This is a genomic window from Luteibacter sp., assembly GCF_036500425.1.
Classification (GTDB): Bacteria; Pseudomonadota; Gammaproteobacteria; order Xanthomonadales; family Rhodanobacteraceae; genus Luteibacter.
On sequence record NZ_DASYCB010000020.1, the window covers coordinates 130,046 to 145,343 of the forward strand.

Annotated in this window: 15 protein-coding genes; 9 read left to right on the top strand and 6 right to left on the bottom strand. The window is 64.4% G+C overall.

Annotated elements, in window-relative coordinates; translation table 11 throughout:
* Positions 1-9: 9 nt before the first annotated feature.
* Positions 10-468, bottom strand: coding sequence for a DUF4126 family protein (locus VGN46_RS04840; protein ID WP_331641210.1), 459 nt, complete (start codon positions 466-468; stop codon positions 10-12).
* A 195-nt stretch (positions 469-663) separates the two neighbouring features.
* Between VGN46_RS04840 and VGN46_RS04845 the strand changes: the two genes are divergently transcribed.
* From VGN46_RS04845 to VGN46_RS04885, 9 genes are all read left to right on the top strand, one after another.
* Positions 664-1,197: an energy transducer TonB gene (locus VGN46_RS04845; protein WP_331641212.1), complete on the top strand. Its 534-nt coding sequence runs from the start codon at positions 664-666 to the stop codon at positions 1,195-1,197.
* Positions 1,198-1,283: 86 nt separating this feature from the next.
* Positions 1,284-1,571 carry a hypothetical protein gene (locus VGN46_RS04850; protein WP_331641214.1) on the top strand — a complete coding sequence of 96 codons (288 nt, stop codon included), beginning with the start codon at positions 1,284-1,286 and terminating at the stop codon, positions 1,569-1,571.
* A 108-nt stretch (positions 1,572-1,679) separates the two neighbouring features.
* The gene (locus VGN46_RS04855) at positions 1,680-1,985 is read left to right on the top strand and encodes a hypothetical protein (protein ID WP_331641216.1); all 306 of its coding nucleotides are present in this window, start codon (positions 1,680-1,682) and stop codon (positions 1,983-1,985) included.
* A 29-nt stretch (positions 1,986-2,014) separates the two neighbouring features.
* Positions 2,015-2,557, top strand: a complete 543-nt coding sequence (locus tag VGN46_RS04860; RefSeq protein WP_331641218.1) for a gamma carbonic anhydrase family protein — start codon at positions 2,015-2,017, stop codon at positions 2,555-2,557.
* 121 nt (positions 2,558-2,678) lie between these two features.
* Positions 2,679-4,727: a M3 family metallopeptidase gene (locus tag VGN46_RS04865; protein ID WP_331641220.1), complete on the top strand. Its 2,049-nt coding sequence runs from the start codon at positions 2,679-2,681 to the stop codon at positions 4,725-4,727.
* A 60-nt stretch (positions 4,728-4,787) separates the two neighbouring features.
* Complete coding sequence (xth, locus tag VGN46_RS04870; RefSeq protein ID WP_331641222.1) at positions 4,788-5,555, top strand: exodeoxyribonuclease III; 768 nt, start codon at positions 4,788-4,790, stop codon at positions 5,553-5,555.
* Entirely contained in the window at positions 5,552-6,223 is a 672-nt protein-coding gene (locus VGN46_RS04875) for a YecA family protein (RefSeq protein WP_331641224.1), read from the top strand. The genes xth and VGN46_RS04875 overlap by 4 nt, the downstream gene beginning before the upstream one ends.
* Positions 6,224-6,434: 211 nt before the next feature.
* The gene (locus VGN46_RS04880; RefSeq protein ID WP_331641226.1) at positions 6,435-7,265 is read left to right on the top strand and encodes a pirin family protein; all 831 of its coding nucleotides are present in this window, start codon (positions 6,435-6,437) and stop codon (positions 7,263-7,265) included.
* A gap of 150 nt (positions 7,266-7,415) precedes the next feature.
* Complete coding sequence (locus VGN46_RS04885; RefSeq protein WP_331641228.1) at positions 7,416-7,832, top strand: hypothetical protein; 417 nt, start codon at positions 7,416-7,418, stop codon at positions 7,830-7,832.
* Between the two features lie 65 nt (positions 7,833-7,897).
* On the opposite strand, the gene VGN46_RS04890 is transcribed toward VGN46_RS04885, so the two are convergent.
* The 5 genes from VGN46_RS04890 to VGN46_RS04910 all read right to left on the bottom strand — a co-directional run bounded on the left by VGN46_RS04890 (position 7,898) and on the right by VGN46_RS04910 (position 15,250).
* A complete protein-coding gene (locus VGN46_RS04890; RefSeq protein WP_331641230.1) occupies positions 7,898-10,630 on the bottom strand; it encodes a discoidin domain-containing protein in 2,733 nt (910 codons plus the stop codon).
* 153 nt (positions 10,631-10,783) lie between these two features.
* A complete protein-coding gene (locus VGN46_RS04895) occupies positions 10,784-11,605 on the bottom strand; it encodes a carbohydrate ABC transporter permease (protein WP_331641232.1) in 822 nt (273 codons plus the stop codon).
* The gene (locus tag VGN46_RS04900) at positions 11,602-12,480 is read right to left on the bottom strand and encodes a sugar ABC transporter permease (RefSeq protein WP_331641234.1); all 879 of its coding nucleotides are present in this window, start codon (positions 12,478-12,480) and stop codon (positions 11,602-11,604) included. The genes VGN46_RS04895 and VGN46_RS04900 overlap by 4 nt, the downstream gene beginning before the upstream one ends.
* Positions 12,477-13,763, bottom strand: coding sequence for a sugar ABC transporter substrate-binding protein (locus VGN46_RS04905; protein WP_414675221.1), 1,287 nt, complete (start codon positions 13,761-13,763; stop codon positions 12,477-12,479). The genes VGN46_RS04900 and VGN46_RS04905 overlap by 4 nt, the downstream gene beginning before the upstream one ends.
* Positions 13,760-15,250 (bottom strand): glucoamylase family protein, encoded by a 1,491-nt coding sequence (locus VGN46_RS04910; RefSeq protein WP_414675222.1) that lies wholly within the window; start codon positions 15,248-15,250, stop codon positions 13,760-13,762. The genes VGN46_RS04905 and VGN46_RS04910 overlap by 4 nt, the downstream gene beginning before the upstream one ends.
* Between the last annotated feature and the right edge of the window lie 48 nt (positions 15,251-15,298).

Below are 15,298 nucleotides of genomic sequence, written 5' to 3' on the forward strand. Positions count from 1 at the left end.
TAGGCGATCTTACGCCATGCTCACCGCGATCCAGGCGAGCACGATGGCGACGACATCCTCGATCAAGGCACCCGGGCGATCGGATGTGAACGACCGCGCCATGGCTCCGCGTGCGGCCGCGCCGCCGTAGGTGCCGACCACGGCACCTAAGATACCTGCGACAAGACCGCCGACAAGCATGCCGTGGGCGGCCCCGATGCACGCGCCGCTGAGGGCGCCCGTGACGATACGGGTACCGAACTGCACGGGGATCTTGCGGCTGGGGGTGGAGGGCAACTGATCGGTCACCAGCTCGGCGAGCGCGGCGATACCGAAAATCCATGGGGTCCAGGCGTAACCCATGAAGGCCAGCGGGGTGCCAGCCAGGGCCAGGCCGCCAAAGCGGGCGGCGAAGGCCACGGCGGCGGGGGCCAGCATCGCGCGCAGGCCCGCGACGATGCCGATGAGTAGGGCAAACAACAGGATCATGGCGGCGCTCCTTGGTCGTGCTGGCATTCCAAGCCGCCGCATGGGCTGCTGGCTTGTGTGAAACCACCGCCATGACATGTGAGCTGGCGCACGCTTGTCGCCAGCCTGCAACAATCGGCGGGGAAGATGGCCCGTCCACAGGGGCCGTCCGACAGGGGGCCGGTCTGGTTGTGGGCAGCGTTACGGAACTCCCCCATGAACTCCGCTTCCCGTATCGCCGCGGTTCCCCGCCGCGCGATCATCGTCGTTGCCGTCACGGCCGTGCTGCTCGTGGCGGCGCTTGTGCTCGGTCTTCGCCAGCAGCACCAGCTGGCTGATGCCGACGCCCCGGCCAAACTCCCTGAGCCGGCGGTCACCGCGGGCGCCTCGCCCGAGATCGACATCTTGCTCGGCCTGGCGCGCGATGCGACCAAGGAGGGCCGGCTGGTGGCACCGCAAGGCAATAACGCCTACGAGTACTACCTCAGCATCCTGCAGCTCGATGCCAAGAACGCCACCGCCACCGATGCGCTGCGCGAAACCTTGCCGTTCGCCTCACAGACGATCGAACGCCAGATCAACCGCCGCGACCTGGAAGAGGCGCGGCGCGAGATCGCCCTGCTTCGCGATTTCGATCCGACCAACTACACGCTGATCATCCTCGGCGCCAAGCTCGACGCTCAGCAGCAGGTTGTGACTACAGAGGATGAGGCGAAAGCTGACACGATGCGTAGGCGGAACGGAAGCTGAAATTCAGGGAACAGTCGACGAGTCAGTAGCATCCTGCGCTGGTGTCCCATGAAGGGCACACTGACACCAAGGCAAGGAGCCTACCCATGAAACGTAACGTACTTGGCCTGCTGGCCCTCATCGCGGGCGCCGGTCCGGCCGTTGCTTCCGCTACCGCCGGTCCTTTCGTTTGCGACCGTGCCAAACCGGAAGCGATGCTCCAGTACCTGCAAAAGCACAAGCCGACCCTGGAGCAGGCGCGCATCGCCCTTTCCTGCACCTACGTGGTCGGCCCGCGTGACATCACCACCGCCGAAATCCGCACGGATAATAGCCGCCTGTACCCTCGCTACGACGAGAAGCGCGAGCGTATCGTCACCGGCACCTTCCACTAAGCAGGGCGGGTCGTACCCGGCGGGTTCTCCCCGCCGGGTACTGGTTCATGATCTGTGACGTGGCACTGGCCTATGATCTGCGCTCCCCCAAGGCAAGGAGCCTGCCCCATGTCCCGCATCGGCACACTGTTTTTCATGGCCATCCTCGGCGGCGCCGCGCTCAGCGCGTGCCAGACCGCCCCGGCCTCCGCGCCATCCGCGCCCGCCCCGGTCAAGGGCTATGTCACCGACATGAAGGCCTTCGACGCCTTTATCGCTACCCGGCCAAACGCCCGTGATTTCCAGGCCGCCTATCCCGATGTCCAGCTGGTGATGCCCGACTCGATCACCACCATGGATTTCCGGATGAACAACAGCCGCTACTTCCCGGAATGGGACAGTACCGGTCGCATCATTGGCGGCAAGTTCCAGTAGCCATCTAACGCGCGGGCTACACTACCGGCATGGCTCATAACATCCGCCCTTTCAAGGGCACCCTTCCGCGCCTTGGCGCCCGCGTGTATGTCGATCCGGCCGCCACGGTCATCGGCGATGTCGAACTGGCCGACGATGCATCGATCTGGCCCGGCGCCGTGGCCCGTGGCGACGTGCACCATATCCGCATAGGTGCCCGCAGCAACCTCCAGGACGGTGCGGTCATCCACGTCACCCACGATGGTCCGTATACCCCAGGCGGCTTTCCCACGCTGATCGGTGCGGACGTCACCATCGGCCACGGTGCGGTGATCCATGCCTGCACCATCGAGGATGCCTGCCTCATCGGCATGCACGCCACGGTGCTCGACGGCGCTATCGTGAAGAAGAACGCCTTTGTCGCCGCCGGGGCCGTGGTGCCTCCCGGCAAAGTGGTTGGCGAGCGCGAGCTGTGGGTCGGTAACCCGGCGAAAATGGTGCGCTTGCTGAGTGACGTGCAGGTTGCGCAGCTTTATTACTCGGCGGCTAATTACGTGAAGTTGAAGGACGTGTACCTGGCGGAGCCCGGCTAGGTCGGTCGCGCGCAAGCGCGCTCCTACATGGGGCTTGGGCGGCCGGCCAGCGGTTTGACGCTGCGCCGCTTGATTTGGACTCGCGAGAGCACCACGCTGGGTGTCGAACGAGGAGACACCCATGGATAGCACCACCAACCCCCTTCTGGACCCCAGCGGCGAGCTGCCGGCGTTTTCGGCGATCCGGCCGGAGCATGTCGAACCCGCGATCGACCGGCTGATCGCTAACGAGCGCGCCGGCATCGACGAAATCACCGCCGCAGGCACGCCGCGAGACTTCGCACACGTGATCCTGGCCCAGGAACGCCTGGACCAGGCGATGTCGCGCGCCTGGTCGCCGGTAAGCCACCTGCATTCCGTGGCCGATAGCGAAGCGCTACGCAAGGTCCACGGCGCTGCCGAAGAAAAGCTGACCGAGCACGGCATGGAAGTGGGCCAGAACCGTGAGCTGTACGCCGCGACCCAGGCGGTCGCCGATCGCAGCGACTTCGCCGGCCTGCCCGTGGCCGCACGCGCCGCGGTTGAGCATGCCCTGCGTGATTTCCGCCTTTCCGGCGTGGCGCTCGAAGAGCCCGCGCGTACGCGTTTCCGCGAGATCGGCGTGGAACTCTCGCGCCTGACCACCGAGTTCTCAAACGCCGTGCTCGATGCGAGCGAGGCGTGGCACAAGCACATCACGGACGAGCGCGACCTCGCCGGGGTTCCCGCCTCTGGCCGCGCCGTCTTGCGTGAATATGCGCGCGAGGAAAATCTCGATGGCTTCCTGGTGACGCTGAAACAGCCCAGCGTGCAGGCGGTGCTTACCTACGCGGAAAACCGCGACCTGCGTTTCGATGTGTACTACGCGTACCAGACGCGTGCCTCGGACCAGGGCCCGAACAAGGGCAAGTTCGACAACTCCGAACGCATCGAAAAGATCGTCGCCCTGCGCCACGAAGCCGCGCAGCTGCTCGGCTTCGCGAACGCCGCGGAAGAGTCACTGGCGACGAAGATGGCCGCCTCACCGGAAGAGGTGCTCGCGTTCCTGCGTGACCTCGCCGCCAAGGCGCGTCCGCGTGCTCGCGAAGAGCTGGCCGAACTCCGCCGCTTCGCCACGGAAACGCTGAAGATCGACAACCTGGAACCATGGGACGTAGGTTTTGCCGCCGAACGCTTGCGCCAGGAGCGCTATGCGCTGGACGAAGAACAGCTGAAGCCGTATTTCCCGGCCTTGCAGGTCGTGCAAGGCCTGTTCGACGTGGTCGAGCGCCTGTACGGCGTCACGTTCACCCAGCGCAAGGACGTGGATACCTGGAACAAGGACGTCTGCTATTACGACCTCAGCAATGCCGATGGCAGCGTATTCGCCGGTGCCTACGTGGATCTGTATGCGCGGTCGGGTAAGCGCGGCGGCGCCTGGATGGATGTGTGCGAAGCGCGCTTCCGCGATGGGGATCGCGTGCAATTGCCGGTCGCCTTCCTGACCTGCAACTTCCCGCCGCCGACCGATGGCGCGCCGGCCCTGCTTACTCACGATGACGTGCTGACGCTGTTCCACGAATTCGGTCATGGGCTGCACCACATGCTGACCGAGGTGGATATCCCCTCGGTGGGTGGCATCGAGGGCGTGGAATGGGATGCGGTGGAGTTGCCCAGCCAGTTCATGGAGAACTTCGCATGGGATCGCGACGCCCTGGGACTGTTTGCGAAGCATTACCAGACAGGTGAAGCACTGCCCGACGAACTCTATGAGCGCATGCTCAAGGCGCGCCACTTCCATACCGGCATGTTCCTCGTCCGCCAGCTGGAATTCGGCCTGTTCGATTTCCGCCTGCACCTGGAATACGACCCGGTGAAGGGCGCGCGGCCCATGGAGGTGCTGGAAGAGGTGCGCAAGGAGGTTTCCGTTCTCCATCCGCCGGTGTGGCAGCGTTTCCCGCATGCGTTCACCCACATCTTTGCCGGCGGCTATTCGGCCGGTTATTACAGCTACCTGTGGGCCGAAGTGCTTTCGGCCGATGCCTTCGAACCCTTTGAAGCCGCAGGTGTCCTTGACCGTGCGACGGGGGAGCGCTTCCGGAAAGAAGTGCTCGCCGTCGGCGCCACCCGTCCCGCCCTGGCCTCGTTCACGGCCTTCCGTGGCCGCACGCCCGAGCCCGAGGCCCTGCTGAAGAGCTACGGCCTGGCCTGACGGGGGCCGGAAACCTGCGTGACGCCGGGTGGTCACGCAGGTTTCCATTACAATGGGCCCATGAAGATCGCGTCGTGGAACGTCAATTCGCTGAAAGTCCGCCTGCCCCATCTCCAGCAGTGGCTGGGTGAGGCCGCGCCGGACATCGTGGCGCTGCAGGAAACCAAGCTCACCGACGACAAGTTCCCTGTCGATGAGATCGCCGCCATGGGTTATCGCGTGGTGTACTCGGGGCAGAAGACCTACAACGGCGTGGCGATTCTCGCAAAGGACGAACTCTCCGATGTCGTGACCGATATCGAGGGCCTGGACGATCCACAACGGCGCATCCTGGCGGCTACCGTCGGCGATGTGCGCGTGATCAATCTCTACGTCGTGAACGGCAAGGCACTGGACGACGAGAAGTACACCTACAAGCTGCACTGGCTGAAACATGTCCGCGCCTTCATCGCGCAGGAAGTGGCGAAGCATCCGAAGCTGGTGGTGCTCGGCGATTTCAACATCTGCCGCGACGACCGTGATGTCTATGATCCTGTCGCATGGGGCGAGGATATTTTCTGCTCACCCCCCGAACGTGCAGCCCTGCAGGCCATCCTCGATATCGGCCTGCACGATAGCTTCCGCATGTTCTCCGAGGAAGCCGGTCTCTTCAGCTGGTGGGACTACCGCCAGGCCGCGTTCCGGCGCAACATGGGGCTGCGGATCGACCTTATCCTGATCAGCGATGCCCTCAAGGCCGTGGCCACCTCGTCCATCATCGACAAGGCACCGCGGAAGTGGGAGCAACCGTCCGACCACGCGCCCGTCGCGCTGGAGTTAACGCTTTGAACGTACCCAAATCCGACTGGCCCAGCTCCCTGGACGACAAGGAACTGGAAGAGCTCGATACGTACCTGCGCGTGCACGGTAACGATGGCGATCTCATGCTCGATGGCGTGCATGGGCTGCTCTCGGCCGTGGTGGTGGGCCCGCTTGAGGTAAAGCCGGAAGAGTGGCTGCACGAAGTGCTCCACGACGCGTTCGAGGATGAGGACCAGGGCAACCGTGTGCTGGCGCTGCTGGCCAAGTTGAGCGATTCCGTCAACGTCGAGCTCGATGTTGACGCCTACGAGCCGATCCTCGGCGAAATCGACACGGAAGAAGGCCCGATGCTTTCCGCCGCCGGCTGGTGCGAAGGTTTCAGTCGCGGCATCGACATGCGCGCGGCGCTTTGGGAGGCACGCCTGGCCGAAGACCCGGAGTTGATGCAGCTGCTCGGCCCGATCATGGCCCTGGCCGTGGATGAAGGTGTGCTGCAGGCCGACGCCGAGTTCGAAAAGCTCACCGACGAGGAATACGACGAGTGCCTGGGTCAGTTGCCGCAGGTGCTGAGCGCCGTCGGCACGTACTGGCTGGATAACCCGCCGAAGCCCGAAGAGTTGGCGTCGATGGCGCAACCGCGCGTTGACGGCGATGAACACCCGCCGCGCCACCGTGCGGGCCATTGGGTGCACTGAAGGGCTGAGGGGCCGGGAATCGCGCGCAAGCGCGCTCCTACAACGTCCCCGCAGCGTGGCCCTGCGCGCATCGCCCGCGATGCCCCCGCCCTGTAGGAGCGCGCTTGCGCGCGACAGGTCGCCCCGGAACGCATCGTTCACCGCACGAGTCTTCCCGGCCGCCAACGGAAGCGCCATCTTGTGCGCTTCAACGAACGAACCGGAGCCCACCATGACCTACCGAAGCATTGTCCGCCGCGTCCGCGGCATGGATACCTCCGATGGCGCCGGCGTAAAGCTCAAGCGCGTGATCGGCCAGCCTGCCCTCGACATGCTGGATCCCTTCCTCATGCTCGACGAGTTCCGCTCGGACGAGGCCGGCGACTACATCGAAGGCTTCCCCGATCATCCGCACCGCGGGTTTGAAACCGTGACCTATATGCTCGCCGGGCGTATGCGCCACGGTGATAACCAGGGCAACACCGGCGACCTCGGCCCCGGTAGCGTGCAGTGGATGACCGCGGGTAGCGGCCTGACCCACTCGGAGATGCCGCAGCAGGAAGAAGGCCTCATGTGGGGCTTCCAGCTGTGGGTGAACCTCCCGGCCGCGGACAAGATGACCGCGCCGCGTTACCAGGACATCCCGCCCGCCGATATCCCGGTCGTGCAACCGGTCGCCGGTGTCACGGTGAAGGTGGTGGCCGGCGAGCTGGCCGGTGCGAAAGGCCCGGTTTCCGGGATCGCCACGGAGCCGGTGTATCTGGATATCACCCTGGGGGCGGGTGCGCAGTTCGAGCTGGCGCTTCCCGAGGGCCACAGCGCCTTTGCTTACGTTTTCGACGGTAAGGCAGTCAACGTGGCTGGCCAGTCGCTGGCCCGGGGTGAGCTGGCCGTGCTGTCGACCGGGGAGAAGGTGGCCCTGGCCGCCGCGGAGCCCGCACGGGTCCTCCTCGTCGCCGGCAAGCCGCTGAACGAGCCGGTCGCCCGCTACGGCCCGTTCGTGATGAATACCCCAGCCCAGATCCACGAGGCCATCGCCGACTACCGCGCCGGCAAGTTCTAACCACCCTGTAGGAGCGCGCTTGCGCGCGACAGGTGCTCGCGATAACCCCATCGCGCGCAAACGCGCTCCTACGTGAGACGGGATGAAGCTGAACAGGATGAAGAAGTTCCCTTGGGCGTTTAAGTGGAGGACCGGAAAGGGTTTGTAGGCTTGGCACCATCCGCATTCGCCAGGTCGTCATCGCCCATGCGCTTTTTCCTCACCGTCGCGCCCTTAACGGCCGCCCTGATCATCGCCGCCTGTTCGCCGTCCGCTCCACCGGCGCCGCAGGCGGCTGCGCCGGCCTCTGCCAGCACGTCGGCCACGCCGGCAAGCCCGGATGCGGAGGCCGCTCCTGGCCGTGCCGCACCTGGCCCGGCCGCCCTCGGTACGCCCGAATGGTATGCCTGGGTCGACAAGACCCTGGCCGTCAGCGACGACGGCCACGGCCCGCAGCTGAACACTCCCGCCTGGGATCAGGCTGTGAACGCCAAGCTGGGCGAGGAAGCCCCGCAGGCCGCCCCGGGTTCCCCCGAATGGCAGCAGGCCGTCGACGCGCTACTGCGCACCCGCGTCATAACCCATTGATCTGTAGGAGCACGCTTGCGCGCGATCGGTTGTGCCGCAAGCCCCCATCGCGCGCAAGCGCGCTCCTACAGGGGGATTTCTATCGTCGTCTTGCCCTTGGCGATCTTTGTTTCGCCAGAGGGTAGCGAGAGCACCAGGCCACCGGGTGGATCGATCGGCTGGGTGAGGGTCAGCACCGCTTTCCCACGCTTCGCTTTCAGCGTGTAGCCGAGGCGCCCGTAGGGCGTGCGCAGGTCGTGGAGGGTGATGCCCTCGCCCGCGAGCCACGCCGGTTGCACGCCGGCGGCCAGGACCATGGCCTGGTCGGCCTCGCGCTCGTAGGCGAACAGATCGAGCGCGGAGCGAACGTAATCCGAGGCGATCCAGGCGTGCGGCATGTCGCCTACGAAGCGCGGCTTGCGGGGGTCGTGACCGACGACTTCGGCCCACTGGTTCCATGCAGCGGGCCGCCGGTCGGCAAAGAAGAACACGATCAGGTCGTTGACGCGGTCACGCCAGCCCAGGCGCACAAAGGTTGCGATGGTGCGCAGTTCGTAGGGGGTGTAGTCCTCCCACGCCACCTTGCCATCGCGCCGTGCAACGAAGGTCTGCCAGTACTTCTCAAACGTGCCGTCGACCAACGCCTTGGGAAGCCGCGAGCCTTCGCCGCCGGGTGAAAGCGCGATCGTCGTGGATGTCGCATCGAAATCACCCAGCTCGGCCGAGCCGGGGATGAAGCTAAGGCCCTTCGCCTTAACGGCGGCCGCGATAGAGGCATGCAGATCATCGCGGAATTGATCGCGTGAGGCACCGAACGATGACGCATCATCGGCATGGCCGAGTGCCGAGGCCAGCTCCGCCGCGTCGTCGTAACCCTTCAGGGCCCAGAAGTCATCCCAGTACGAATGCATCGGCTTCGCCGAATACCCTTCGTGGCTGATCGATGCCGGCATCAAACCGTACAGCGCTCGATCCGGACCCTTCAGCCGCGCTGGCACGCGTTCGCTGGCACACAACCCATCCATATAGGTCACGGCCCTGCGTACATGGGGATACAACGCGTCCACCGTCGCTCGGTCGTGTGTATAGCGCCACAGTTCTGCGACGCTGAAGATCAGCTCGCCATGGCTGTCGTTCTCCGGCACGGGATCGGAGCCACGCGCGTCGACACAGCACGGCACTTTCCCATTCGAAAACTGGTGCGGCGCGTACCAGCGAATGAAGTCACGGGCCACGTCGTCATGGCCGGTGCGCAGCAGCCCTTCGAGCATCATGGCGCCGTCACGTACCCAGGTGCGCGAGTACGAGCGCGTCCCCGGCTGCAAGGCAGGGCCATCGCGCGAGATAAGGATCTGCGCGACACCACTCTTCATCGTATCGACGATCGGCTGCACCGCCGGAGGCACGCGTATATCCACCCGATCGAGCTTATCGCGCCACTCCGCCGCCACCGCATCCTCATGCGAAGACAACCATGCCGACACATCGCCGGGCACACTCACCACATCATCCTGCTTCACGGGTACCACAAGGCCAAGATCCACATGCCCATGCGCCGGCACATGCACCGGATACACAAACGCACCCTGCGCAAATCCCGACCCATCATGCAGCCCCACCACCTCCATGGCAGGAGCGCGCTTGCGCGCGATGGGTGCTAGCGAAAGCCCCCCAAGTGCCTCCCGACCCTCCACCCGCTCCATCAACATCGCCGGCTCATTCACCGACCCAATGACCGCATCGGTCTTTTGCAACGGAACAACCTTGCGCGCCCCATCGACCGTCAGCGCCTTCCCATCCCAGGCAAGATCACGAATCGTCGCGATCCCACCGGGCGCATTAAGAAACTGCGTCGGTGGATTCACCTGAAACGGCCGCGCGGCCAGCATCAGCGTCACATCACGCGCCGCGTCGCTCTCGTTGTATATGCGGTAGGAAAGAACCAGTTGCGAAGCGCCCGGTTTTCCCTGCGCAAACGCCGTGGTCCTCAGGCCAAGGCCGTCTTTCTGCCACGTCACCGAAGGGATCGGGAGGTAGCGATCTCGCAGCGACTGCGTGGTGGCCACGTCCGCCCAGGTGACCAGCTTGCCCTGCTCGATCAGGAACGGCTCGATCGAGAAGCCACCACGCACGATCTCGACCGCGCCATCTTCGGACATCAGCGCCGAATCGCGGCTCCCGCCATCCACCCCGACAATCGTCCAGTACGATTGCTCGCCGGAGAATCCGCGGGGATACAAGCCACGACGAACCGCCTTCGCGCGCTGTTCAAACACCGCATTCGGCGTCGGCGGTGGCACCGGTACGGCTTCGGGCTTTTGGGGTACCAGGGTGAGGTTGTCGAAACACACCTCGCCTTTGTCAGGCCCGCTGTTCGGTTGGGCCTCTTTGTACACCACGAACTCCACCTCACGCGTATGGCGCAAGGTGCGGTCTTTGGTCGGCCCCCAGGCGAACTCGACCTGCCGGCTGCTGGCTTTAATGGTCTGCCATGGCTTGGAGGGAACGAAAGCGGCCTTCTGGTACCACCAGACGTTATCGCCGCTGTCATCGATCAGCTTTAGCTGCAGTGTGTTTGCAGGCATGTCCCCGCGAACGTCGAAGCTAAGCGCGAAACCGTCGGGGAAGTCGATGGGCAGCGTCTTCTTGATCGACGCCGCACCCGAGACGCCGTTGAAGTCGAAGGCGAGGCATACGGCTTGCCCCTTCGTGCCCGGGACCGCATGCCGCGATGCGGAGACATCATCAGTATGCGTCGCCTGCCAGCCTGAAGTGGAGTCGAAGGCATCGAGCGTAGTCGCCTGCGAAGCGCCCGCCACAAGAAACAGCAACCCCTGTAGGAGCGCGCTTGCGCCCGACCACTTTCGCCTCACCGCCGCAGGGCCTCTTGCTTTCTCGCGAAAGATATCGCGCGCAAGCGCGCTCCTACAAGGTGCTGTCGCGATCTTGCGCGGGTGTTTCGCCATCATGGGTTAGCCTTTGACGCTGCCTAGCAGGAGGCCTTCGAGGTAGTAGCGCTGCAGCGCGAGGAATAAAACCAGCACAGGGAGGATCGTGACGACCGAGCCGGCCATCATCAGCTCGCTGTCCTGCACGTGTTCGCGTGAGAGCGAAGCCAACGCGATCGGCAGCGTGTAGTGTTCCTGGCCGGTCAGCGCGATCAGCGGCCACATGAAATCGTTCCACGCGGCGAGGAAGGTGAAGATCGCGAGCGTCACCATGATCGGCTTCAGCAGCGGCATGATGATGGTCGCGAAGATCCGGAACTCGCCGGCACCATCGATGCGCGCGGCTTCCATCAGGTCATCGGGGATGCCGCTCGCGTACTGGCGCACCAGGAAGATGCCAAAGATCGTGGCCAGCGCGGGCACGATCACCGCGCCATAGGTGTTCACCAGGCCCATGTATTTCAGCAACAGGAACAACGGCAGCATGGCGACCTGCGCCGGGATCACCAGCGCACCGAGCAGCAGCTGGAACAGGCGCGCGCGGCCCTTGAACTCGAGCTTTGCAAAGGCGTAGCCGGCCATCAGGTTGAACGCCAGCGAGATCAGCGTGATCGCGGTGGAAATAAGCAGGCTGTTGAACAGGTAACGGCCCATGCCGGCGTTCATGAACAGCTGGCGGTAGTTATCCAGCGTGGCATGCGTGGGGAAGATCGGCGGCGGCAAGGCGCTCGCCTCACCCTGGGTCATGAACGACACCGACACCATGTACAGCAGCGGCGCGATGGCGATGGCCGCCGCGGCGAACAGCAGGCCGTTGATGATGGCCTTGGCCATGCGCGGGCTCATGCCGGCTCTCCCCGCTTCGACAAGCGAAGCATCGCAGCGGTCACCGCGAACATGATCACGAACAGGATGAAGGCCACGGCCGAGGCCGAGCCGAGGTTCCACCACTTGAAGCCTTCTTCGTACATCAGGTACAGCACCGAGGTTGTGCTTTGCAGCGGGCCTCCTTCCGTCATCACGTAAGGCTCCGCGAACAGCTGGAAGTAACCCGACACCGTAAGGATGCTGACCATCAGCATCGTCGGCTTGAGCATCGGCAGCGTGATGTGGCGGAACTGCGCCCACGGCGATGCGCCATCGATGCGCGCGGCCTCGTAGAGATCGCCCGGGATCGCCTGCAGGCCAGCCATGAAGATGATCATGTTGTAACCGAAGTTCTTCCACACCGCGAACAGGATGATCGTCGGCATCGCCCAGTGGGGATCGCCAAGCCAGTCAACGGTCGGGAAGTGCATCGAATCGAGCACGTAGTTGATCAGGCCGTACTTGGTGTTGAACAGGTAACGCCAGATCACCGCGACCGCCACGACCGTCGTCACCACCGGCGCAAACAAGGCCGTGCGAAAGAACGGTTTGAACCGGGCCAGTGGCGAATTGAGCAGCATGGCCGCACCGAGCGAGGCGAACAGCGAGAGCGGCACGCCGACGGCCACGAAGTACACGGTATGGCCGAGCGCCGACCAGAATAGCGGGCGCTGCAATAGCGACCAGTAATTCTGTAGCGCCACGAAACGCAGGTTGCGGATATCGGCCAGGGCGTACAGATCGAAATCGGTGACCGACAGAACCAGCGCCGCGACCACAGGCAGCAGGAAGAACAGGCCGAGGATGATCAGTGCGGGCGTGATGAAAAGCCAGGCGGCGCGGGAGGTCTTCATGGCGATGCCTTGTGGCCGTGGTCGAGCATCCAGCGGCGCTTCTCGAGGAGGCGATCGGCGCGGCGGTTGATCTCCGCTGCGGCCTGGTCGATCGTGAGATCGCCATGCGCGGCCTGGGCGGCGACCAGCTGCATCTCGGTGACAATGCGTTCCCACTCCGCTACCGGCGGCGTGGCCTTCACCCGCTCCAGCTGGTCACGGAACGCCGTGGCCTTGTCATCATCACGCAGCGCGGGCGCGCTCCACGACGAGCGGCGTGGCGGCATGTCGCCGAGGATCTGGTAGAAGCGCTCCTGGATGTCGGGGCGCGAGAGGAATTCGACCAGGGCCCACGCATCGTCTTTGTGCTTCGACGCGCGGTAGATCACGAGGCTCGAGCCGCCGGCGTTCGACGCACCCGGGCCATCGGGACCGGGCAGCGGCGTCGTGCCCCAGTCGCCCTGCTGTTCCGGCGGCAGGCGCTTACGGAATTCGCCGATGTTCCATGGCCCGGAGAGATAGAACGCATAGAAGCCCTGGCCAAACGCCGCCCACGGGTTGCCGATGCCGACATTGGTCATCATCGGCGCCTGCTGTTCCTTGAACAACGAGACATAGAAGGCCAGCGCCTTCTTGAAGCCGGCACTCTGGAAGTTGCCGTAGCGGCCGCCGTCACGCAGCAGCGGCTCAGGCTGTTGGAGAGCCAGCGCGAGCAACTGCTCGAACTCGTTGGTCGGTAGCAGCACGCCATAGGCCTTGCCCCGCGGCTGGGCCAGCTTCGCCATCATCGCCTGCCACTCGGCCCAGTCACGCGGCGGGTGGTCGTAGCCCGCTTTGGCGAGCAGGTCCTTGCGGTAGAACAGCAGGCGCGTATCCACGTACCAGGGCACGCCATACAGCGTGCCATCGATGACGTTCGTGGACCAGATCGCCGGGAAATAGTCTTTCTCGTCGACCACCTTCGAAGCGCGGACGCGCGCATCCAGCGGCTCGAGCGCGCCGAGTGCCACCATCTCGGGAATCCACGTATTGCCGAGCTGGGTGATGTCCGGCGTGGAATCGCCCGCGTAGGCGGTCAGCAGCTTCTGATGCGCGGCGGTCAACGGCAGTTGTTGTACCGCGACATGCAGGCCGGGGTGCTCACGCTCGAACTCGGGCAACAACTTCAGAACGGCTTCGCCTTCGCGGCCGATCGTCCAGAACTCAAGCGTCCGCGTGCCCGCCGCTTCCTTCGCACATGAGGACAACGCCGCGCAGGCGAAAGCCAGCGCGGCGATCACGCCAAGGCGGGCGACGCCAGTCACCACAGGCTGGTAGCCGTCTCGGCATCCAGCCAGCCACCGGTGAAACCAGCACGCTGCAGGCCTTTGCGGATGTACGGGTTCTTCTTCATCACGTTCCAGACGAACTCGCTGCGGTAGTTCTCGATCATGAGCACGATCGGGCCCTGGTCGATGCCGAGGTGCACGGTATCGGCCCAGCCGAAGCCCGGCACCAACTGGCCGGTGCGCAGGTCGGTGCGCGTATCGAAGCTGAGGTTAAATGCGTCGACGAAGCCGTACTTCGAATAGATGTACTGGCCGTACTTCTTCTTCATTTCTTCGAGCGCCGGGATCACGATCTCCGGTGCAAAGGCGATGGAGCCACCGGCAGCCATGGGTACGATCGTGCCATCGTCCGAGATGTAGTCAAGGCCGGCGCCGCGGGCGGTGTAACCCTGGAATGTGCGTTCCTTGTCGCCCTGCCTGATGATCAGGCCGCCCGGGCCGTTCGAGGCGGAGAGGCCCCAGATGTTCTTGCCGTAACCGGTCCAGCCACCAGGGTTGGCGATCGCGTAGGCCTGTTGCGAGTACGTAGCGCGGCGGCTGTTCTCGAAGTAATCCAGGCCCTTCTCGCGGTTCCAGGCATCCTCGATACCGCGGAAATCAACCCAGGTGTGGCTGAACTGGTGGCCGAACAGCGGCGCGAAGTTCAGGAAGGTCTGGCCGTGGAACTCGCCCCAGGTCTTGTCATAGGTCTTGGTCCAGGCCGCCCAGGCATCCTCGCCCACCGGGTGCGTGGGCGAGCCCAGCGCCAGGATGTAGACGAGCATGCCTTCGTTATAGCCCTGCCAGTCATGCGGAATCATCTTGCCGCCGGGGGTCCAGCCCATGCTGATCAGCGGTGCGTTGTGCTGCAGCCAGGTCCAGTCCACGCGCCGGTAGATCTGGTCGGCCAGGTCACGGATTTCCTTTTCCTTCGGCGTGTCGTGGTCGAAGTAGCTCTGCGAGAACAGCACGCCGCCGAGCAGCAGGGTGGTATCCACCGACGACACTTCCACCCAGCGCGCAAAGCGCTTGCCGGTCTTCATGTCGAGGAAGTGGTAGTAGAAACCGTGGTAGCCGGTGGCGCCGTCTTCGGAATCGTTCTGCGTCGAATCGTTGAAGAACTTCAGCGTGGTCAGGGTGCGATCGATGGCCTGGTCACGGGTGATATAGCCGCGCTCCACGCCGACGCCATACGCGGTCAGGCCGAAGCCGACGGAGGCGATCGAAGCGAAGGAATCGGTCGGATAGTGATCGGGGATCAGGCCGTTGTCCGGGTTGGCGCTATCCCAGAACCACTGGAAGGTGCGCTTTTCCAGGTCGGCGATCATCGGTGGGACGGGGTGCAGGTCCTTCGAAGGCATCGCGGCGACGGCGGGTTTGGCCTTGGCGGCCTTCGTGCTCTCGCGGGCCATGGCCAGCGGTGCGGCGCAGGCCAGCAGGGTGGCAAGGGCGAGGGTAAGGCGCTTGATCGTGGAGGCTTTCATGGAGGTGTTCCCTGGATCAGTGAGGCTAACGCGGTCGTCGTGGGGACG

Bases quoted from the DNA above. Each gene is read 5' to 3' on its own strand.
- VGN46_RS04840 (WP_331641210.1), bottom strand. From the start codon at position 468: ATGATCCTGTTGTTTGCCCTACTCATCGGCATCGTCGCGGGCCTGCGC.
- VGN46_RS04845 (WP_331641212.1), top strand. From the start codon at position 664: ATGAACTCCGCTTCCCGTATCGCCGCGGTTCCCCGCCGCGCGATCATC.
- VGN46_RS04850 (WP_331641214.1), top strand. From the start codon at position 1,284: ATGAAACGTAACGTACTTGGCCTGCTGGCCCTCATCGCGGGCGCCGGT.
- VGN46_RS04855 (WP_331641216.1), top strand. From the start codon at position 1,680: ATGTCCCGCATCGGCACACTGTTTTTCATGGCCATCCTCGGCGGCGCC.
- VGN46_RS04860 (WP_331641218.1), top strand. From the start codon at position 2,015: ATGGCTCATAACATCCGCCCTTTCAAGGGCACCCTTCCGCGCCTTGGC.
- VGN46_RS04865 (WP_331641220.1), top strand. From the start codon at position 2,679: ATGGATAGCACCACCAACCCCCTTCTGGACCCCAGCGGCGAGCTGCCG.
- xth (WP_331641222.1), top strand. From the start codon at position 4,788: ATGAAGATCGCGTCGTGGAACGTCAATTCGCTGAAAGTCCGCCTGCCC.
- VGN46_RS04880 (WP_331641226.1), top strand. From the start codon at position 6,435: ATGACCTACCGAAGCATTGTCCGCCGCGTCCGCGGCATGGATACCTCC.
- VGN46_RS04895 (WP_331641232.1), bottom strand. From the start codon at position 11,605: ATGAGCCCGCGCATGGCCAAGGCCATCATCAACGGCCTGCTGTTCGCC.
- VGN46_RS04900 (WP_331641234.1), bottom strand. From the start codon at position 12,480: ATGAAGACCTCCCGCGCCGCCTGGCTTTTCATCACGCCCGCACTGATC.
- VGN46_RS04910 (WP_414675222.1), bottom strand. From the start codon at position 15,250: ATGAAAGCCTCCACGATCAAGCGCCTTACCCTCGCCCTTGCCACCCTG.